This window comes from Robinsoniella sp. KNHs210, assembly GCF_000686105.1.
Lineage (GTDB): Bacteria > Bacillota > Clostridia > Lachnospirales > Lachnospiraceae > Robinsoniella > Robinsoniella peoriensis.
Window position 1 is genome coordinate 2,244,164 of record NZ_JMLZ01000002.1, and the last position, 20,523, is coordinate 2,264,686.

The 20,523-nt window shown below is 38.6% G+C and carries 22 protein-coding genes and 1 pseudogene; 10 read left to right on the forward strand and 13 right to left on the reverse strand.

From position 1 onward, the window contains the following. Positions 1 to 108 precede the first annotated feature (108 nt). Positions 109 to 435, reverse strand: coding sequence for a cupin domain-containing protein (locus tag CD03_RS0116720; RefSeq protein WP_027294630.1), 327 nt, complete (start codon positions 433 to 435; stop codon positions 109 to 111). Positions 436 to 770: 335 nt separating this feature from the next. On the opposite strand from CD03_RS0116720, the gene CD03_RS0116725 reads away from it, so the two are divergent. Further along, on the forward strand, positions 771 to 1,073 hold the full coding sequence (locus CD03_RS0116725; protein ID WP_027294631.1) for a hypothetical protein: 303 nt from the start codon (positions 771 to 773) through the stop codon (positions 1,071 to 1,073). 200 nt (positions 1,074 to 1,273) lie between these two features. Here the strand turns inward: CD03_RS0116725 and CD03_RS0116730 are convergent, their stop codons facing one another. From CD03_RS0116730 to CD03_RS0116745, 4 genes are all read right to left on the reverse strand, one after another. Then, complete coding sequence (locus tag CD03_RS0116730; protein WP_027294632.1) at positions 1,274 to 3,763, reverse strand: FtsX-like permease family protein; 2,490 nt, start codon at positions 3,761 to 3,763, stop codon at positions 1,274 to 1,276. Continuing rightward, positions 3,760 to 4,437, reverse strand: a complete 678-nt coding sequence (locus tag CD03_RS0116735) for an ABC transporter ATP-binding protein (RefSeq protein ID WP_027294633.1) — start codon at positions 4,435 to 4,437, stop codon at positions 3,760 to 3,762. The genes CD03_RS0116730 and CD03_RS0116735 overlap by 4 nt, the downstream gene beginning before the upstream one ends. A gap of 172 nt (positions 4,438 to 4,609) precedes the next feature. Continuing rightward, complete coding sequence (locus CD03_RS0116740) at positions 4,610 to 5,551, reverse strand: sensor histidine kinase (RefSeq protein ID WP_242849111.1); 942 nt, start codon at positions 5,549 to 5,551, stop codon at positions 4,610 to 4,612. 24 nt (positions 5,552 to 5,575) lie between these two features. Further along, positions 5,576 to 6,253, reverse strand: coding sequence for a response regulator transcription factor (locus CD03_RS0116745; protein WP_027294635.1), 678 nt, complete (start codon positions 6,251 to 6,253; stop codon positions 5,576 to 5,578). A gap of 478 nt (positions 6,254 to 6,731) precedes the next feature. Between CD03_RS0116745 and CD03_RS0116750 the strand changes: the two genes are divergently transcribed. From CD03_RS0116750 to tnpC, 5 genes are all read left to right on the forward strand, one after another. Next, positions 6,732 to 7,445, forward strand: coding sequence for a helicase associated domain-containing protein (locus CD03_RS0116750; RefSeq protein ID WP_027294636.1), 714 nt, complete (start codon positions 6,732 to 6,734; stop codon positions 7,443 to 7,445). Positions 7,446 to 7,596: 151 nt separating this feature from the next. Further along, positions 7,597 to 7,734 carry a DUF6019 family protein gene (locus CD03_RS37915; protein WP_156042930.1) on the forward strand — a complete coding sequence of 46 codons (138 nt, stop codon included), beginning with the start codon at positions 7,597 to 7,599 and terminating at the stop codon, positions 7,732 to 7,734. A gap of 1,846 nt (positions 7,735 to 9,580) precedes the next feature. Further along, positions 9,581 to 9,988 carry an IS66 family insertion sequence element accessory protein TnpA gene (gene tnpA, locus CD03_RS0116765; RefSeq protein ID WP_027294637.1) on the forward strand — a complete coding sequence of 136 codons (408 nt, stop codon included), beginning with the start codon at positions 9,581 to 9,583 and terminating at the stop codon, positions 9,986 to 9,988. Next, a complete protein-coding gene (tnpB, locus tag CD03_RS0116770; RefSeq protein WP_027292109.1) occupies positions 9,982 to 10,326 on the forward strand; it encodes an IS66 family insertion sequence element accessory protein TnpB in 345 nt (114 codons plus the stop codon). Before tnpA ends, tnpB begins: the two co-directional genes overlap by 7 nt. 152 nt (positions 10,327 to 10,478) lie before the next feature. Beyond that, positions 10,479 to 12,095, forward strand: a complete 1,617-nt coding sequence (gene tnpC / locus CD03_RS0116775) for an IS66 family transposase (protein ID WP_027292110.1) — start codon at positions 10,479 to 10,481, stop codon at positions 12,093 to 12,095. A gap of 363 nt (positions 12,096 to 12,458) precedes the next feature. On the opposite strand, the gene CD03_RS0116780 is transcribed toward tnpC, so the two are convergent. The 3 genes from CD03_RS0116780 to CD03_RS0116790 form a co-directional block, all read right to left on the reverse strand. Beyond that, a complete protein-coding gene (locus CD03_RS0116780; protein ID WP_027294638.1) occupies positions 12,459 to 13,064 on the reverse strand; it encodes a HEPN domain-containing protein in 606 nt (201 codons plus the stop codon). After that, a complete protein-coding gene (locus CD03_RS0116785; RefSeq protein ID WP_027294639.1) occupies positions 13,065 to 14,093 on the reverse strand; it encodes a ParA family protein in 1,029 nt (342 codons plus the stop codon). It lies immediately after the preceding gene. Positions 14,094 to 14,219: 126 nt separating this feature from the next. Continuing rightward, positions 14,220 to 14,432, reverse strand: coding sequence for a helix-turn-helix domain-containing protein (locus CD03_RS0116790; RefSeq protein ID WP_027294640.1), 213 nt, complete (start codon positions 14,430 to 14,432; stop codon positions 14,220 to 14,222). A gap of 238 nt (positions 14,433 to 14,670) precedes the next feature. Between CD03_RS0116790 and CD03_RS0116795 the strand changes: the two genes are divergently transcribed. Next, entirely contained in the window at positions 14,671 to 15,243 is a 573-nt protein-coding gene (locus tag CD03_RS0116795) for a SymE family type I addiction module toxin (protein WP_052377844.1), read from the forward strand. 78 nt (positions 15,244 to 15,321) lie between these two features. Here the strand turns inward: CD03_RS0116795 and CD03_RS0116800 are convergent, their stop codons facing one another. The 5 genes and pseudogenes from CD03_RS0116800 to CD03_RS0116820 form a co-directional block, all read right to left on the reverse strand. After that, positions 15,322 to 15,633: a hypothetical protein gene (locus CD03_RS0116800; RefSeq protein WP_027294642.1), complete on the reverse strand. Its 312-nt coding sequence runs from the start codon at positions 15,631 to 15,633 to the stop codon at positions 15,322 to 15,324. A gap of 10 nt (positions 15,634 to 15,643) precedes the next feature. After that, complete coding sequence (locus CD03_RS0116805) at positions 15,644 to 16,858, reverse strand: plasmid recombination protein (protein WP_027294643.1); 1,215 nt, start codon at positions 16,856 to 16,858, stop codon at positions 15,644 to 15,646. A gap of 273 nt (positions 16,859 to 17,131) precedes the next feature. Beyond that, a pseudogene (locus tag CD03_RS33810) lies at positions 17,132 to 18,134 on the reverse strand (AAA family ATPase). Positions 18,135 to 18,247: 113 nt separating this feature from the next. Then, positions 18,248 to 18,511 carry a hypothetical protein gene (locus CD03_RS0116815; protein ID WP_027294644.1) on the reverse strand — a complete coding sequence of 88 codons (264 nt, stop codon included), beginning with the start codon at positions 18,509 to 18,511 and terminating at the stop codon, positions 18,248 to 18,250. Between the two features lie 11 nt (positions 18,512 to 18,522). Beyond that, positions 18,523 to 18,717 carry a helix-turn-helix transcriptional regulator gene (locus CD03_RS0116820; protein ID WP_027294645.1) on the reverse strand — a complete coding sequence of 65 codons (195 nt, stop codon included), beginning with the start codon at positions 18,715 to 18,717 and terminating at the stop codon, positions 18,523 to 18,525. A gap of 146 nt (positions 18,718 to 18,863) precedes the next feature. Here CD03_RS0116820 and CD03_RS33815 point away from each other — a divergent pair, with 146 nt between their 5' ends. Genes CD03_RS33815 through CD03_RS33820 form a run of 3 tightly spaced genes read left to right on the forward strand, consistent with a single transcriptional unit; the run spans position 18,864 to position 20,505 of the window. Further along, positions 18,864 to 19,391 carry a helix-turn-helix domain-containing protein gene (locus CD03_RS33815; protein WP_044289440.1) on the forward strand — a complete coding sequence of 176 codons (528 nt, stop codon included), beginning with the start codon at positions 18,864 to 18,866 and terminating at the stop codon, positions 19,389 to 19,391. 46 nt (positions 19,392 to 19,437) lie between these two features. Beyond that, positions 19,438 to 19,788 carry a hypothetical protein gene (locus CD03_RS38600; RefSeq protein WP_242849112.1) on the forward strand — a complete coding sequence of 117 codons (351 nt, stop codon included), beginning with the start codon at positions 19,438 to 19,440 and terminating at the stop codon, positions 19,786 to 19,788. After that, positions 19,789 to 20,505: a tyrosine-type recombinase/integrase gene (locus CD03_RS33820; protein ID WP_242849113.1), complete on the forward strand. Its 717-nt coding sequence runs from the start codon at positions 19,789 to 19,791 to the stop codon at positions 20,503 to 20,505. It abuts the gene before it with no gap. Positions 20,506 to 20,523 lie beyond the last annotated feature (18 nt).

Genomic DNA, 20,523 nt, shown 5'->3' on the forward strand with positions numbered 1-20,523 from the left:
TAGAAATTTCTGCATTTTTTTCTTAATTACGAAAAATACTCCTGAAAAATTCAGAAGTATTTGTGCGAACTGCAATATTAATAAATTATTTTATTCATCGAACAAGCTTTAATCCATAATTATCAGTGCCATGAAAACAAGATCCGTATTTCCCGTATTAATTAGTCCATGCCCGGAACCATCCGGGGTAAATGTAACATCTCCTGCTTTTACCGGGCGAACATTTCCATTATCATCATAATCACCTGTTCCGGATAAGATATAATAAGTTTCACTCTCTCCGTGATGTTCATGATACCCCAGAGAACATTCCGGTTCAATAGTTACTTCCGCATATAGACCGCATTTGCCGTTTAATTCTTTTTCGCCCAGGATATGTTTGATCACAACATGTCCTTTTCCACCACACATATTTTCCACTGTTTCTGTTTTCATCTCAAATCCTCCATTTCTGATTTGCAATTTTTTATGTATCTTAGCTCTGCCTGCAGTCTGAAATTCCCTGACTCAATAGAAAAGAGTCCCCGGTAACTGCTGCAACCAGAAACTCTTCCTCATCGAAGACCATATTTTATTCTACTTGGAATGCTGATTTCATTTAGAATTTATGCTTCCCGGTAAATTTCAACTGCTGACATTATTATATCTCACCACATGTATAAATACAAGATATTTTATTACTGTGATGCATAGTATAATGAATAGTTATACACTTTTGACATTCATACGTATCTGTTTTATAATAAAAGAAAAAAGGAGCTGTACATACTATGAAAATTGATGGACATGCAAAAGAGAAAGAAGCCATGAAGGAATTTCATAAGGGCAACCGGCAAGAGGGTATAAAAATCCAGGATGAATTCGTAGCGGAACTTCGCGAAGCACTGAAATCACAAGACCATTGTTCCTGCAAAAAACCCTGCAAATATCATGGAAAATGTGTGGAATGTGTAGCGATTCACAGAGCCCACCAAGAACATCTCCCCAATTGCTTTCGCAGTATGGTTAACGAAAAAATAGCTGTACTTTCCGGTCTCACCGAAGATACCATTGTGGAAGATTTATCCAGATAACCCCTGCCTATACATATTTGCAGCAAGTTGATTTGTCGTTTTATGAAATATTTTGTCGAACGATTTTGTTTGAATGCACATACAGAATATGATAGATTTAACATATATTAGCAAGAAGCTAATATATTTCATAACTCACACCCGGTCCGCACAACCGGGTACCATTTTACTGGCTCCGGCGTAACAACCGGAGCCATCTTTTATTCCATATCCCGCAGCTGTTCCACAATATTATCCTTATGCAAAAATTGATAAACCACCAATGGAACAAAAATACAGGTGATTAAAATACTGCCAAATACAAGAAGAGTTGATCTGACCGGTATCTGGAAAGGAATCCTGTAACGGTTCATTGCATGGTATATGACATAATCAATTGGAATTCCCAGGATAATTACAAAAAAGAATGAAACAATTCCATAGCACGTTCCTTCTATCAGCAGTAACTTCCTGATCTGTACCGTAGTCATGCCAATACTTTGCAGCGCTGCAAATTCTTTTATCCGGTTCTGTATCCCTGCAGCAGTCATATTGCTATAGTTCAAAATGGCTAATAAGGTAAGGATTATTCCAAGACCCCCGCCAAGAATTTTTAACTGAGTCTCCGACTGCTTCATTTCATCATAGCTGTCAAATTTCGACTCCATCGATATGTTTTTCTCACCCTTAAATAATTCTTTTATTTTTTTATCCAGTTCGGCATTAAATGGTTCTTCATAAACGATCTTTATAATTTCGGTTATAGGCTCGCCTAAGATTTCTTTTGCTAATCCATCACTGATTATTATGCTTGGTAAGTATCCGCTGGCAATAAAGCTAACACCAGGAATTTCCGCCTCTATTTTTATCTTATATTGTTTTCGTTCATTATTCTGTTTTAATTGGTAAACAAGTTCTTTACCCAATGTTTCTTTAACCGAAATTCCCGTAAGGAAAGGGCTTATCAAACCGATTTCACCAGACATAAACGCTTCTTTATTTAAAATGCCGTCCATTTCTTTATTAATGGAATCAAATTCCGCTTCATCAATGCCCACGAGCCTGCCGGTAAACAAATCTGTTTCTTTTCCTTCTTTATAAAGTACCATCTGCTCCTCATAATCGCCTCTGGCAATTGGCTTCTTCTCAAGCCCTATAAAATATTCCTTCCAAATATCTTCATCATAAGGAATCAGCAGTTCAGCTGAACTTACTGTCCGGACATCCTCAACTCCATCCATGGATTTTATCTGCTCGATTACGGATGGCTGTATTCTTTGAATAGGATTATTATACGCTGTGGAAAGATTAATAATGCGTAAATCGGAATCTTGCAGTGTATTCAGGACATGCTTTGTACTGCTTCCATTAACCAGGGTTGTGATGACCAGTAAAGCCGTAAGCGTTACAAAAAAAGAAGTTAGTATAATAACCGCCTGCTTCTTCTCCCGGAACATATTGCGCCATGCCATGTAGCTAAGCCTTCCCCCATTCACACTGTTTCTATCCCGGTGCGGGGATACCATACCAAAATATTTTGCTGCTTCAACCGGTGAAATATCACCCGCTATCATTGCAGGTTTCCTGCTGCTGAAATAAATGGTCAGCCCGGAAAACAGTGCAGCTCCGATAAAAATTAACGGATGAAATACTACTGCTTCTTTTAGCTGGAGTGTAGGATTCGCTAATTCCAATGCAGATGGTACAATCAAAAACGACACCAATGCTCCGAGTATCATCCCTGAGGGTATGCCTAACGACGAATTCCACAGCACCTGCTTAAGTACAAACCTCCTGATCTGTTTAGATGTAGTACCAATTGTTTTTAACTGTCCAAAAAAACGGACTTCTTTGGCAATCGAAATATGAAGAACATTATAAATAAAAAAATATCCGCTCAAAACAATCAGAAAAAACAAACCCATAAGCCCTGCTGCAAATTTTACGAAGTCTTCCATCAGATAGTAATCTGCAAATAACATTTGTCTTCCTTCAATCGATAGTTCATCTTCCAGCATTTTAATATCCTTTACGGAATACAGATGATTTTTCAGTGTTATTTTTAAAGAACCCTGGGTCATAACCGTTTGTTCTGCTCCTGAATTTTCATAAAAATCCCTGGATATAAAACCCTGTGACATTCCAGAATAATCCCTGTAAAATCCGGATAACACAAACGACTTCTCATGAGAAGTATCTTTTTCTGACAATAAAAAATAGGACACCGGAAGATGCATCCCAATTTTAGGCGTATCTATCCCTATTCTTTTTAAGGTCTGGGTAGATAACAAAAGTTCATTTTCTTTGTCCGGATACTTTCCTTCTAAGAATTCGTAAGCCGGAACACACTGCTTTTCCCAGTTCGTTGTATCACTCCAGGATAAGGGGATATTCACATCATTTTCCTGATATTTATCGATAACTGCACTCTCTACGGTGATGCCGGCATACAATATTTCGTCCATAGAATTTGCTTTTTTTACCTGCTCTTTAGTAGGTGCCGGCAGGCTCACATCAAATATCATTCCATTCATCATTACATGCCTTAGAGAAATTGCGTTCCAATAGCTCAGACCGACGCTGCAGACCGCTGTTATCATAAATGTAGTTAATATGATTGCTGCAATTATTAAAATATTCTTTTTCCAATTCTGAATATAATTTTTCTTCGCCAGTCCTGCAATCACCTTTTTATTTTCAACCCGGATCATAGCTGTTCCCTGACATAGATTTTACCATCTTCTAAATGAATAATCCGCCCTGCCATCTGGGCAATTTCACTATTATGCGTAATCATTACAATGGTCTGGCAAAAACGCTCACTGGTGATCTTAATCAACCCCAGCACATCCTGGCTGGATTTACTGTCCAGATTCCCGGTCGGCTCGTCTGCAAGCACAATCGCAGGCTTCGTCGCCAATGCCCTTGCCATTGCCACTCTCTGCTGCTGTCCTCCCGACAGCTGCCCGGGCATTGCATATTTCTTAGACTGAAGTCCCAAGATGTCCAAAATTTCATTGATATAATTTTTATCCGGCTTAACTCCATCCAGCTGGATTGGCAAAACAATGTTTTCATAAACATTTAACAGAGGCAGCAGATTATAATTCTGGAATACAAAACCAATCTTGCGCCGCCTAAATATGGTCTGCTCATCTTTCGTCATACTGGAAAGATTGATCCGGTCTACCATCACGGTTCCGGAAGTCGGAATATCCAGACCTCCAAGCATATGCAGAAGGGTGGATTTTCCACTGCCCGAACTTCCCACAATCGATACAAATTCACCTTTCCCAATAGAAAGATCCACTCCATCCAGTGCTTTTACCACATTTTCACCGGCTCCGTAATATTTTTTTAAGTCTTTCGTTTCTATAATACACATCATAAATCCTCCTTACGTCAGAGCGCGTTTGAAAATCCATTCCCGCCATCTGCACAACAGAATCATAGCAAATAATTCTTACCTGATCCTTTCTTAAATATGACAGTTTTGTAAGATTCTGTCATTTTAAACAGACCATCAATATATCATATTGACAGCCCACGCAACAACTTTATTTGTGACTTAAAAATATAGAGAATAGCGCCCCGCTGCCCGGCTCTGACTTCACCTTAATATATCCACCCTGCCTTATAATAATCTCCCGTGCAAGATAAAGCCCTATCCCAAGCCCTTTCTCCTTTTGTACCTTAGGTGAACGGTAAAATCGTTGAAATATCAGTCCTTGTTCTTCTTCTGAAATCCCCATACCGGAGTCCTGTATGTCTATTCGGTAAAACATCTCGTAAGCCTGCACTTTTATGACAACCTTTGATTGTGCCGGAGAATATTTAACTGCATTTTCTAATATATTGCTAACTGCTTCTAATGTCCACTTTAAATCAAAACTACAGGATAATCCACATTCTTCATATTCAATTACCATCTCTTTCTGCAATGCCTGCATCTCTACTTCCTGACATGATAAAAGCACTAACTTATCTATTCGTTCCGGTACAGCAGCAATGGAAATCAGTTCATTTTCCAGATATGACGATTTTACCAATGCTTTAATCAGGAAATCCAGCTTATCAGCCTGGTTCTGAATCTGGTTCACTATCCCTGATATATCTTCCGGTAAGTTTTGTTTTTCCTCAAGCAGTTGTGAATACAGCAGAATATTGGACAAGGGTATCCTCGTTTGATGGGAAATATCAGATACCAGGGATTTTATAGTATCCCGCTCTTTCGTGGTGATCTGCTTTGTCTCCTGTGAAATCGTAAGAAACTGATTCAATCTCTCTTCTATTGCAGACATCATCGACTCATCATATTTTGTTTCACTGTAATTTCCCGCTATCGCTTCGTTAATCCGGTTTAACACTATCTGCATCGTTTTCTTCACCGACTGACGATACCACAAGACTACCATTATCGCCGCTGCCAAAACTATGAAAACAATGGTAATGCAGACGATCATTTGTATATCCATGTTTTCCTCCATTTTCAATTTCATGACTTCTGCATATGCCGGAGCCTTTTAGCTCACCCATACGTAACCCAACCCGTATACCGTCTTTATATATTCCGGTTTGGATGGGTTGTCTTCCAATTTATCCCGCAGTCTTCGAATGGTCACAGATAAGGCATTGTCTTCCACATACTCTGTTCCATCGGGCCAGATTCGCTCCAGCATCATATTGCGGGATAGCGTAATATTCCGGTTCATTACAAATAAATACAGCAGCTTCTGCTCTGTTTTACTCAATTCCACCTGCACATTATTTTTATAAAATTCCATCTTTGTAAAATTAAATACAAAAGAATCAATTACATATTCTCCCGGACTTTCACCAGGTTCAAAACGCCTGAATAACGCATTTACCCTTGCCCTCAAAACCATAAGGCTGAATGGCTTAGTAATATAATCATCTGCACCGGATTCCAATCCTGCGACAATATCCAGTTCCATATCCCTCGCAGTAAGAAGAATGATGGGAACCTTGCTGTTTTTGCGTATCTCACGGCATAAATCAAAACCACTGCCATCGGGCAGGTTGATATCCAGTACCAGCAAATCAAATGTCTGTCTGCTAATTGCTTCCTTAGCCGCCGCTATTGTAAAACATTGGGTAAACCGATAATTTTCTCTATTCAATGCCATTAAAATTCCGGAACTTAATACTTCATCATCTTCTAACAGTAAAATTTCTTTCATTATATATAAGTCTCCTTGTATATCCAGTACCATCCAACATGTTCATATTTTCACTTAAATCCTTTACAAATCATTTAACTGACAGACATAAATTATTCATATCTAAGCTTTATAGTAATACTTGTAAAACCAAATACTTAGTTAATAATCTTTTTCATAACTCGCCAGTATCTATAGATACTGGCCCTCCCTCTTTTATGGGGTAATTTCTCTGTTTTCTATATTGTCAGTCAGATATTCCATCCCTAAAATTGCTTCTTATATCAAACTCCATTGTATTATACTATAATTTTCATCATTGGCACAGTATAACTGTATATTAATTTTTTTATATTATTATACGTAAAAAGTCGATTCATAGCAAAAAAACTGCTATTCAGTACAACGCTGATCATCAATTGTTTTCTTATGCTATACTTTTAAAAATTAAAGTTGATGCAATATGGAAAGCAAATGAGAAATGAGGCGTGAAACTTCTATGAATCAGAAAAATAATCGAAATTACACCCGTCTTTCCTGGGACGAGTGGTATCTATTAGCAAAAGAATATTACACAGCCAACAAAACATTAAAAATTCCAACTAAATACAAAACTGATAGCGGATATCTTCTGGGGCGCTGGATTGAAAGACAACGGGCGGCCTATCGCCAAAAAGGAACGTATCGGATTGATGCCAGGAAAATATATCTGTTAAACCAGATTGGCATGATCTGGACTCTGGAAATCCGAACGGAATGGGAAACCTGGTATAACTACTGCAAAGACTATTATGCAGAAAATGGAAATATTGACATACCCAGAAATATAGTTTACCGGCAATTGCCTATTGGAGAATGGATCAGTTATCAAAGAAAACGATACTGGCAAAACAAAATGGATTGCCGCCAGCGTTTCAAATTGGAAGAACTGGGTATAAGCTGGAAACTCAGAAACCGCCGCGGATGGATGGAATGGTATCAGGATGCCAAACTGTATTATGAAACCTACGGTCATTTAAATATTCCCTTAGACTACGTCACAAAAGACGGCTTCCGGCTGGGATCCTGGATTAATTCACAACGGGAACGGCAGCGCGGTACCAGATTCTATCTTCTGGAAAGTGAAAAAGTCGAAAAATTAAATCAGATCGGCATGCTGTGGGGCCTTCGCGGAATGCGGTATAAAGAGCAGGATGTGTATGAAATATCGTGAGAGGTAGATCAACACGTCATTTATTATAAATCAGAACATCATTTTGAGACATTTTTATCATCATCGAAACATAAATCAGATCCTTTGACAATTATACTTTAATAACTTATAATTAATAAAGAAGTATATAAAATACGAGGGAGGAAAGTTTATGACAGTTGTACCAATTTTGTTTTTGATTTATGCCTGTATATTTGTAGGTGGAGCTTTTTTACTATACTGGATCATTAAGACTGCCGTTAAAAAGGGAATTTTGGAAGCACATGATGAAATTAACAGAAAAAATTAACTCTTAACATTAATAGCGATTAAATCTTCTTAATAAAGCTCTGGCTTATAATGCCGGAGCTTATTCTATTATCCAGGCTCACATTTCAGCAAAATTTGCATATACTGCTATAAAATAATTATTGGTGGCATTACATGAATAATGATCCTCCTGGAACTATGTTTCAACAGGGAAACATTATGCGAATAAACAATGCTTTCGTAGAAGATGTTTCTTGTTTTAATAACTCTAATGGCAGTATACTAGTTTCCTACGCTGTACCAGATATAAATAATATGATATCTATACAGAATATCAGATTAAATCTCAGCAATCAGACAATCGTAATAAATTCATTTGGACAAAGCATATGTTTATGCTGTATTCAAAGGGGTTCACTGGTAAATGTTGCTTTTTCACCAATTATGACTGCGAGCATACCTCCTCAATCAAATGCTTTTTGGGTAGCTGTTCAAAGAAGTGCTCCGATTCCGATACCGCCATGGCCACCGGTACCAGTACCACCGAGACCTCCTGTGCCTCCCAGACCTCCGCAGCCTCCCAGGCCACCTAGACCTCCGCAGCCTCCCAGGCCTCCGCAACCTCCCAGGCCTCCGCAACCTCCGAGACCTCCTAGGCCTCCGCAGCCTCCCAGGCCTCCGCAACCTCCGAGACCTCCACAGCCTCCGGGACCTCCTAGGCCTCCGCAACCTCCGAGACCTCCTAGGCCTCCGCAGCCTCCCAGGCCTCCGCAACCTCCTAGACCTCCGCAGCCTCCCAGGCCTCCTAGGCCTCCGCAGCCTCCCAGGCCCCCGCAACCTCCAAGGCCTCCGCAGCCTCCCAGGCCCCCTCAGCCTCCCAGGCCTCCTAGGCCTCCGCAACCTCCCAGGTCTCCTGAGAGACCCAGGTCTTCGAATAGGTGATAGCAACTAATAATGGATTTCAATTTTAATAAAATTTTATAATAGAATTATTATTAAACTTTTCACCCCTGAATAGTGACTCTTTGCATGAATTTTATATATTTATTTATAAAATTCATGCAAAGTTAATCTTATTGCTCATTATTAGCCTTTTTTCACATAAACTTAGTAAAATGCCCACTAGCATAACGCGTGCCTGTTCCTGCTCTACTTCAACTGACATAATACAAATCTTTATGGGTTCAGAAATAAATTCACCATTCTCTGCTCTACTGTAGCTAATTTTTAGACTTTGCTCCCATTACTCCTGTAATAATATTGTTATCCAGTATCCCCCGCTCCTCCGCCTTAATGGGGAGATTCCCAATTTTTAGAGAGGGCTTGTGAGTTGCATGTGTGCTGCTGACCACATCTGACAGCAACAAGAACATTGTCAATCAATTTTACTCAAAACTGATACCTTATCAATAAATTTTTTCATATCTATATTCTTCCTAATGTGGGACATGCAATCACGATATTACTGAAAAAGTATATACTCACCATACTATGGAGCAATTATATAAATATAGAATCCTCACTTTTAAATCTCCAACCAATCAGATTTTCTTGTATCAATATATCCATGTAACCTGCGCGATATTTACTTATATCGTCAAGTATTGTTTCCAAAGGTGTTTTGCTTAATGATATTTGCTTTAAACTTCTACCTAATGAAGATGTATAGGACAATTAGTCCAATATATCTTTCGAAATAAAATCATGATATTTTCCCTTATTCACTCTGATAATAGGTAAGCGCAAAATAATTCCACGGATTGTTTTGTCCTAAAACCCAGTCCATAATTATAGTTAGAGAATGCAAGCATTTTACTTCATTTTTCTATTGATAGAAATGATAGATGCGAGCATTTTACTCTACTTACATTTATGGAGGATTGCTCATGAGAAGTACCAGAATACCAGCACACGAACAATATCGCTTAATTATGGAATGCCGCAGCAGTGGTCTCACTGATCACCAATGGTGTGTGGAACATGATATTAAACCAGGGACATTTTACAACTGGGTGAAAAGACTTCGCCAAAAAGGCTGCTCTGATCTTCCACCAGCTACCGGACGCAGCTGTAACGCTCCTGAAAAACAGGAAGTAGTAAAAGTCGATTTTAAAAATCAAGCTTCATGTAGCCAGAATGATCTTATGCTTGATACTTCATGCACCCGCGTATCAGTTCCAGATATACCATCCATGAATCTTTCGATAGGCAGATGCACTTTATCCATCCCCAATGGAACCGATCCGCTTCTTCTCGCACAGGTATTCAACGTACTGAAGGAGTTTGAATGCTAGGGGATATCACAGCTGCCGATGAAATCTTTATTGTTACCGGCCGTACGGACATGAGAAAATCCATCGATGGTCTGTGTGCAATCGTGGAACAACAGCTGCATATGGATCCCAGACGGAGTGCACTTTATCTTTTCTGTGGCAAACGCTGTGATAGAATCAAAGCATTACTGTGGGAAACTGACGGTTTTGTACTTCTTTACAAAAGAATGGAAGTACAGGGCAGGTTCCGCTGGCCAAGAAATCAGCTTGAAGTAAGACAGCTTACCTGGCAGCAATTCGACTGGCTCATGTCTGGTCTTGAAATCGAACAGCCCAAAGCATTCAAACCTACTGACTAACGGTGGAAAATATCCACACTTTTTTGTCGGGAAGTGGATCATTTTCCACTACTCGGGATAGGCTTCAAACCCTTGTAAATACTGGATTTTCCGCTTCTTTTTCTATGCTTTTTATGGTAAAATAAAAGCATAGAAAAAGGAGCAGAAAACCTATGGCTGGCAATTCAAAAGATTCAAAAATCCTTGCATATAAGGATACCATCAGTCAATTGAATACAACTCTTGCTGCACAGACAGAACTCATCAAGTCTTTGCAAAAGACCTTAGAGGCAGACCGTCTTGAGAAAGAAAATCTTCGTCAGCAGATTGAATATCTAACGAAGAAACTCTTTGGCACTTCCAGTGAAAAACGCAAGGATGTGGAGGGTCAGCTGAATCTTTTTGATGAAGCTGAGCAGGAAGCTGACAATAACTGGAATCCCGAACTGCCAGATGATATCACTGTTCCAACGCATAAACGTAAAGCAAAACGCACGCATGCAGAGCTCTTTAAAAATATCCCATCCTGTGATGAGATTATCCCTCTGCCAGAGGAAGAGAAAAACTGTCCTTCCTGCGGTGCACAGATGGAATATATCGGCAAAGAATTCGTTCGTCACGAATTTCGTTTTTCACCTGCAAAGGGTAAAGTTGTAAATATTTACCGGGAGACCTACAAATGTCCAGAGTGTGTTATATCAGAGGAAAATCCGGATGAACAGGTCTTTGTGAAAGCGCCTGTCGCAGATGCATTGATTCCTGGAAGCTATGCATCGGAATCTGTAGTTGCCTGGGTAATGAACCAGAAATACCAGAATGGTATGCCGCTGAAAAGGCAGGAGCAGGACTGGGCGCAGCTTGGGGTTGCCTTAAATCGTACAACACTTGCGAACTGGGTCATTTACTGTGCGGAGCACTATTTTAGCCCTGTATATGATTACTTTCATCGCCAGTTGCTTAAGAGACAGTATCTTATGGCAGATGAAACTCGGGTGCAGGTATTAAGAGAGCCGGAACGGAATCCAGAAACAGACTCCTGGATGTGGCTGTTCCGCAGCGGGGAAGATGAACTGCCGCCGATTGTGCTCTATCATTATACAGAAACAAGAGCCAAGTATAATGCTGAGAGATTCCTGAATGGTTTTGCCGGGTATCTGGAAACGGATGGATATCAGGGATATAATAATCTTCCCGGTATCAAGCGATGCTCCTGTTGGTCTCATACGAGACGCTACTTTATAGATGCTGTACCAAAAGGCAAGGAATATGATTACAGCAATCCTGCAGTACAGGGCGTCCAATTCTGCTCGAAACTTTTTGAATGCGAACGGTATTCAAAAGCCAAAAACCATTCAGCTGAGCAGCGAAAAGAATTCCGGCTCGCAAAAGAAAAGCCAGTACTGGAAGCATTCTGGAAATGGCTGGATCAGCAGAAACCAAACAAGGGTACCCGCCTTGATAGAGCGGTGAACTATGCCCAAAACCGGAAAGATACGCTTATTACCTATCTTGAAGATGGACACTGCAGTCTTTCTAATAATCTCAGCGAAAATGCCATCCGCCCATTCACAGTGGGGCGCCGGAACTGGCTGTTCAGTACCAGTCCCAAAGGTGCAGCCGCCAGTTCTATGGTATATACCATGGTTGAGATGGCGAAAGCGAATGATCTGAACATCTATAAATATCTGACTTATCTATTGGCCGGGCGGCCAACTGAAACCATGTCAGATGAGCAGTTAGAGCAACTTGCTCCATGGAGCGAAGCTGCCAAAGCTAGCTGTCAAAACTAAAATAGAGTAAAATGCTTGCATCTATCTTTGGTGCAAGCGATATTTATTAATAGCGTAAGACTATTTTGCGCTTACGATAATAGTTTCCAATTTGTATAAGAGATATTATAACATTATTGTTCCAATTCTCAAAAGAGTTTTATATAACAAAAACTGCACCAACCATGAAAAGTCAGTGCAGTCACTATAAATCTTGATTCTATGCAGTTTCTTAGAACTTCCCAGCCTTAGCAGCTTCCTCAATCGAAACGGTGAAGGTTGGATTTTCAAGGGTTTTAGGGGTGTTTGTGCGCTATGAGTGTGCTACTCTGCACTACTGTATAACTCTTATTATACTTTAAGCTAACTTTAGAACAACACAAATTATTTAACACATAAATAAATTCCCTCTCCAACTTTTAAAATAAAATTTCTTATATCAACCACATCACTACTATATATTTCTTGACGTTGCGATAAAGTATCTGCATAATCACCTTCATGGACAATTTGATTCCTTCTTGATACAATGTTTTTTAGTTTTATCAAACAAGCATTTTTATCTATCCCTACTTTATTTGCAATCTTTAACCACTTATCATTTTCATTCCATATATAGGATAACGCATCAGCAACTTTACTAGGATCTTGAAATGCTAGGTAACTATGTTTTAGAATTATCTTTTGCTCAAAAATCTGTACTCTTTGTATTGGATTATTTAACATTTCATTATATGATAAATAATCCAAAGAAAAAGCATTAAATTTTGCCGTTGCTATTCTTTGACCTTGAAATACTTCAATCATTCCAATTCGTACTAAATCATGAATAAGCTTATCAAAAGCTGATACACATTGTATCCATTGCCATCTTAATAAGTCACTATAATCAAATGGAGCTTTCATTACATTTTCTATATATTCATATAAAGTATGTACATTTTTAGTATCTTCCACAAGTTTCTCAAATTTTTCATATGCAAATAACATTTATAGTAGCTCCATTATCACATTAGCAATTCTGCTAAATTCATCATCGAAGAGTTTTCTTTTTGCTTCCATGCTATCATATACATTCCCTACTGCACCCATATCTTTTTTAGTAAGCGCAAAAACAGGAACACCAGCTTCATTTGCTTTTTGTAGTAATGAGCCAAACTCCGCTATTTCCGCTAAACATCTATTATTTAATATACCCTTAGTAATAATTGGTGTTATATCAAAAGACATATTATATTTTTCTAGCTCATTCACCAAATCATTGTCAATATAATCTTTTATTTCATCAATCTTACCTGTATATGGTTTTGCTGCCTTTTTATTTCTAACATTAAATCTTTGAATAATTTCGCCAATAAATTTCATATCACATTCTGGCAACGGATATGCTGCTTCAGCAAACAATTCTCGCCCTTGTATAGCCCACTTTTTCCATCTAGGTAATACTGTTTTTAACGTTTTTAGAGCCATAACTGAAAAAGGGTCTGGATTTGTTGGAATAAGAAATGCATCAGTATACATAAAAAACGTTTGATTTATAGCACTAAGCCCCGGATTCATATCAATAAAAACATAATCAATATCATATTTTTCACTGCATAGCCTTATCAGCTCATAAAAAGCACCTGGAAGATTCTGTAATGTTACAATGGCATTGTTACTATTTAATGCTAAGCTTAACGAAGATTCATACTCTGATAAATCCATATGTCCTGGAATAAGAAATAAATCTGCATTTTTCACATTTTCCACACACTCTATGGCTTCTATTGGTCGGGGTCTCCCCTTAAAAGCCATACTAACAGCATCTTTTAAATTAAATTTTGATGTATTCTCATTCTCATAATATTCATCAAATTGTTCACCTAAAAACATACCTGTCAAATTACATTGAGGATCACCGTCTACAATTAACACACGTTTTCCTAATTGTGTTAATTTCCAAGCAATATTAAATGTTGTAGTCGTTTTGCTCACACCACCCTTATGGTTAAAAAGTACTATAATTTTTGCTTTCATAATTATATCCTCTTTTCAGAATTTTCTATTCGCAATTAAAAGTATCGCTTTATTAACAGATTATATCGTGATGTTAACATCACGTTTTAAAGATTCGATAATGAAAACATCCTTTTCATTTCATCACTATATAATTTTCCCCGTATCTTTCATAGTAAAGGTAGCGTCAAAGTCACAATCCAACAGTTCTGCTATCTTTCTCAATTCTTTTTCTGAAAAATTATCATCTCTCAATTTATTACTCAAATTATTACCGCTATATCCAAGCATTTCTGCCAAGTCCTTTATCTTCATGTTTCTTTCAATCAGAAGAATACGGATTTTAGAAGCCATAGCCATACAATCACCTCATTGCACTTTTCTTATGATTATACATGAATAAATGTGAAAAATCAAAGTTCTATGTGATTTCCAACCTATTTCTTACAACTTAGTATTGACTTTTCACATCATGCTATGTATAATCACAATTATAAATGTGATAATTAATATATTTTTGTGATTCAAGTGAGGTGATGTCTAATTATTAAATTTTTATAAACTCGACTATAAAAATACAAAGGCGGTGGTTCCTATATTGGAAATTGAAAAAAATCTTTCCCACTACATAACACGGGAATATGAGAAATTAGAATCAAAAGACAAACAACGGATTTTCATTGAAAATTTTCGCTTTCTTATGATGTCAAATGACATTGACTTTCAGAATTTTTACTCAAAGAAAATCTTAACTGACCGAGAGTTTTATTCTATTGTGGATACGCTCTATCAACTGAATAATCTCTGTATGTTAGCCGAATTTGTAACCTGTAATAAACCATATCTGATATATGAAGTCCAAAAAATGGGGAATTGGCAAGGCAATCCTGATTTTACTGAACCTTGCAGATTGGGACATGATACTATGCTGGCAAGAATGTTCTTGATTTTACAGCATTATAATTTAAGTACGAATATCTCATATGAATTACAAAACAATCCAACACATAATTTAAAAGTCCGTGAAGCGTCAGGTTATCAAACTTCTATACCTCAAATCTCTTTACAAGGAAAATGGGTAGAAGAATATGGTTTTCCTATTGGTGCTCATATCTCCGTTGAATGTTTCCAAAACAAGCTGGTCATTCTTAACAACTCAAATCCAAAATAAATAATATCTGTCACAAAATCACCAGAACAGAAATCTATATCCCCCTGTTCCGGTGATTTTTATTCTTATGATTTTCCCCTAACGTTCCAGATCCTTTTCAATCTTGAACAGCTTTCCTTTTAAATCCTGTTGTTTCTCATATAATTCGTTTCGCTTTTTACATATCTCCTGATTTGCTTTTAAGGCTTCCCGAACCCCACTATATACCTCTGTCTGCACATTTTTATAGTCAGCAGTTATCTTGCGGATTTCATTATTGTTCTCTTTCAGATTGTTATTCATAATAACCCATTGAATCAGATTTTCCGCTTCTTTATCTTCTGTAAGATTGACATATTGAAGTATCTTTGCACATAAACGAACCATGATTTTCTTTTCCATCTCTGTCATAATGAAGCACCTACCTTTCCATTCCGTTCCGGCTTTTACGCTTGTTATCAGGGATTTCTGCCGCTTTTTGATGTTCAATGATAGAAATAACCTTTTCCTCTCCTAAAACCATTTTAAGCCGCTTTAAATCGCTGTTTTGCTCTCTTAACACATCATTCTCCTGCTGTACAGATTCCAAACGGTTTTCTAACCTATTTAACTGTTTTCGTATCTGCTCCAGACGCTTTCCTGTTGATTCTAATTTACGGTTTAAATCTAAATTATTTATCATTACTGTCTGTAGCACTTCTTTTAATCTTGCAACAAGTGGTTCCGCTTTCTTTTCTTTATATGCTTTTGCACTCATTAGAGTTGTTGGCTCTGGCAACTGCCACTCTTTGTCATTTTGTATTATCTGGATATTCTTTTCTACTTTCGCCCGATTGGAAACCATCTGGGTCAACTCTTTTTCAGCCTGTAATACTTCCTCTTTTTTAGACTTAACTTGTCTTTCGGTAGCGGCTACCTTGCATGACGCTTCCTCTAGCTGTTTATCTAATTGCAGGACTTCTTTCTCTCGTTCTTGTTTCTCAAAATTTAGTACACTTAAATGCTTGTGGTGTGTTCCCAACTTCAACCATTGGATTCCATGCCGTTCCATGACAGAAGATAGCTGTTGTTTCTCTGAAGCTATCCATAGATTCCATTCTGTTTCCTGTCTGTTGCTTCCCTCAAAACCTTGCATTTTTAATGCCTGTTTTAAGGATACTCTGGTATCTAATCCCCGTTTGCTCCCTGTCGTATATGGTACAAAATCTATATGTAAATGAGGTGTTTCTTCGTCAAGATGCAAGTGAGCAGAGAACACATATAAATTAGGATTCCTCTTTTGGAAATCCTGCATAAATTCATCTAATATCTGTTTTGCAAGCTCTCCATGTTCCCCTCTTACATTCATATCATCTTTGTTTCCAATCTGGAATACTGCTTCATAGAAAAGTTTTTCTTGTTTACCTGTTCTAATTTTATCATAGTAATTTTCAATCATACGGTCTTTACGTGTCTGCTTTGCATTATATCGGTTGACTGCTTCATCAAACAAAGTATGATATACTTGTTTTAAACTTTCATTGCAATACTCAATATTATTTTTTGTCCGTTCAGCGTCAACATTCTCTGCTGTAAATGCTCTCCTGTTATGGGTAAGTGAACCTTTTCCCATCATGCCGCTGATTGTGCGTTCCATGAATCTCCTCCTTTCAGTCGGGCAATACGGGCGGCGTTTAAGCCGCCATGGCTTTGTTACTTTCGTCGAAAGTGCCAAAGCACTTTTGACAGGTTCCCTATCAAAAATGCAGACCTGCAAGCAGGTTTTGCGCCCTGCCGGGGGCTTTCCGGCTAACGCCGCCCACGGCTTCACAGCCGTTTTTTCTGTCCGCCCTGTCATGACAAGCCCTACATAATCAAGGTGGCAAGATTCCCTTTTCCTATAGACATGGCAATCTTGCCATCTTCTTTTTTACAATGTCCAGTACCACTGATTTCCTATTTTTATGGAATCAACATTTAATTCCTTTTTAGCGTTCCACAATGTCTTTTTTCGGATTCCACGGACTTTTGCTTCTTCCTCAATATCCTTGCAAGCCATTTGTCCATCTGCCAAAATTTCTTTTAAAAACTCCTTTGCACCTTTTGATTTCTGACCTCTGCAATCACCAGAGAGTAAATCATCTACATTGATGTCATATTCTCCTGTCCATTCAAATCCATTCTGCTTATCCAATCGAAAAGCTATCGGTTTTGCTTCTGGTGCCAGCGAACTTTTCACCTGACAAACTACCCTGATTTCCGGGTCATCTTTTATCCTGCCAACAATTAAAACGCTTCTAGCCGCCGCTTGAAAATCAATGGAGCCAAGACCACGATAAGACGATTTTCCTCCGCTGGCTTTATTCATATGACCGATTAGCACAATAGCACAGCAATACTTTTCAGCTAATGTAGAAATTCGTTTCATTACGGGTCTGATTTCATTCGCCCGGTGCATATCAACATCAGCACCTAAATAACCTTGTATTGGGTCAAGCACCACCAATCTGGCACCCGTTTCAATGATTGCTTCTTCCAGACGGGAATCCATCATAGTCAGTGCTTTTTCTTTATCATCAATCACCAATACTCTTGAACAATCTGCTCCTGCCGCATTTAAACGCGGCTTAATGGTATCTCCCAGACCGTCCTCCGCTTGTCTGGTACAGAACATTCATAGGTTGTCTATCTGATTCTGCTTCTTCCTTACTTTCAATCCCAGCCCCCGGTTCGTCAAAAGGAAGTACCGCTTCCCCACGGGTCAGCTTTGCAATAACCTGTAGGGCAAGTGTTGTTTTACCCTCGCCGGGGTCTCCCTGAATAATCGTGACCTTACCAAAAGGAATCAGTGGATAAAGAAGCCATTCCACTTCTTCCTCTTGTACATCAGCCATACTTATAATCTTTAACTCTGTTCTCTTCTTTTCTTCCATATTGGCACCCCTTTTCAAATTTTCAGTTGATTTTTGGAGAAGCCGCCTGTATACTTATATTGTGAGATATGGTATCGGCGGCTTGCCCGTTTACCATTAAAAACTCTTGCCTGCTAAGCAAGGGTTTTTTCGTTATCTTTGGTTTCTTCTTCCGGCTTAAAATATCCGGTTTCTTCCCATACCTTGCGGTCTGGACAGTAGTAATTGTACTCTGATGAATTTTCCAGCTTAACAGCATAACCGAATGTAAATATCCCTTTTTGCAATCCATATCGTATGTATTGAGCGTCTTTTCCGATTGCTTTTGCGATTTCTGCTATTGGTACATTCCGACCTTTAAACTCTGGTAATTCTACATAGTACCGGATTCTCTCCATAAAATCCCTCCCTACTGATTCAAAATTTCTTCCATGCTCATTCCAAGAGCTTCCGCTAATTTGTACGCTACCACCGGAGAACAGCTCTTTCCTGCCTTGATACAAGAAATCGTCTGTCTGGATACCCCACTCTTTTCCGCTAACATTCGGATATTCATTTCCTGTTCGCCCATCTTAATCTGCATTTTGGTTTCGTTTAATCGCATTGTTTTCCTCCTTTAATTTCAAAATATGCACTTTAAATACATATTTTATTATACGTATCTATTTTTCATATGTCAAGTTATTTTTGCAAATATATGTACTTGTAATTCGTATTTTTATATGATATGATAAGGGTGGAGGTGAACAAATGATAGACAATCAAAACAATATCGGACAGAGAATCCGGGCAGCCAGAAAACAGAAAGGTATCAATCAGACCGAATTAGCGAACCTTTTAGGGAAATCGCTCCGCACTATACAAAAATATGAAAGCGGAGAAATTGAAGTTTCCATTGCCATGATTAACGAGTTGGCAAAGGTGCTTGATACCACATCTACTTTTCTAATTGGCTACGAACATGACAAAAAGAATATCCATAGTCTTTCAGATATTATGGACTTCCTTTTCAAATTGGACAGAGTAAAGGGCTTGAATTTTAATATTGATGTGAAACGCCCTCCCCATCATGACGAATGGGAGTGCTCTATTACATTCAATGGTAAAGACAAGTCAGCAGATTTCAATGCAGATATGTGCCTGTTTCTGGAAGAATTTGCAGAGTACCGGAAAGAATTTCAGCATGACCGTATCAGCGCCACAAAGTACAAGGAATTACAGGATAAAGACCTTGCCTATTATTCCGCTACCACACTGGAAGAAAAACCAGAAGAATAACTTTAACAAATGTTCCTTGAAAACAAAATACAGAAAGGATGATTGTATGGCTAAAACATTACAAAGAGCAAACGGAACAGGAAGTGTCTACAAACTATCAGGCAAACGCCGCAATCCGTGGCGTGCAGTTATTACAAACGGTTGGGCATACAATGAGGAAAAAGGGAAGCTGGTTCAAAACCGGGTGACAATCGGCTATTATCACACCAGAGATGAAGCGATACAAGCCATTGCAAACTATAATTCCAGCCCCTATGATATTCAGACCAACTCTGTTACCTTTGAAGATGTATACGAATTGTGGAGTAAAGACTATTTTCCCACACTCTCCACAATGTCTAGTGTACGCACTGTCCAAGCCGCCTATAAATACTGTACACCTCTTTACAAAATGTGAATGAAAGATATTCGCGTGGAGCATTTAGAGGGAACCATACGTGACGCAGATGTAGGAAGTGCCACAAAAGGCAGAATAAAATCATTATTTAATATGATGTACCGCTACGCAATGAAACATGAGATTGTCCAAAAGGACTATGCACAACTTTGTAACGCAGTCAAACGGGAAGCGCCGGAAAAAGAAGTCATTCCCTTTACACTAGAAGAAATTAATCTGCTCTGGGATAACGTAAATGAGGTTCCTTTTGTGGATATGATTCTAGTAGGCATTTACAGCGGCTGGCGCCCACAGGAATTAGCTACCTTAAAGACTGCAGATATTGACCTTGAAGCTAACACCATGAAAGGCGGCATGAAAACAGACGCAGGCAAAAACCGTGTTGTACCAATTCACCCTCTTATCCACCCTCTCATTGAAAAACGTTTCTCACCAGAAAATGAATTTCTGTTCAATGACGATAGCGGACAACAGGGAACCTACATGACCTATGACAAATACCGGGGCAGATTCGTAAAAGCCATGAAACGCTTGAAGCTGACCCACCGACCGCATGAAACCAGACATACTTTCATCACAAAAGCAAAAGAATGTCATGTAGACGAATACATATTAAAACTCATTGTCGGTCACGCCATAACAGACATCACAGAAAAAACCTATACCCACAGGACAATGGAGCAACTCCATAAAGAGATATGCAAGATAACAAAATAAGAGATGTTTCACAAGGCG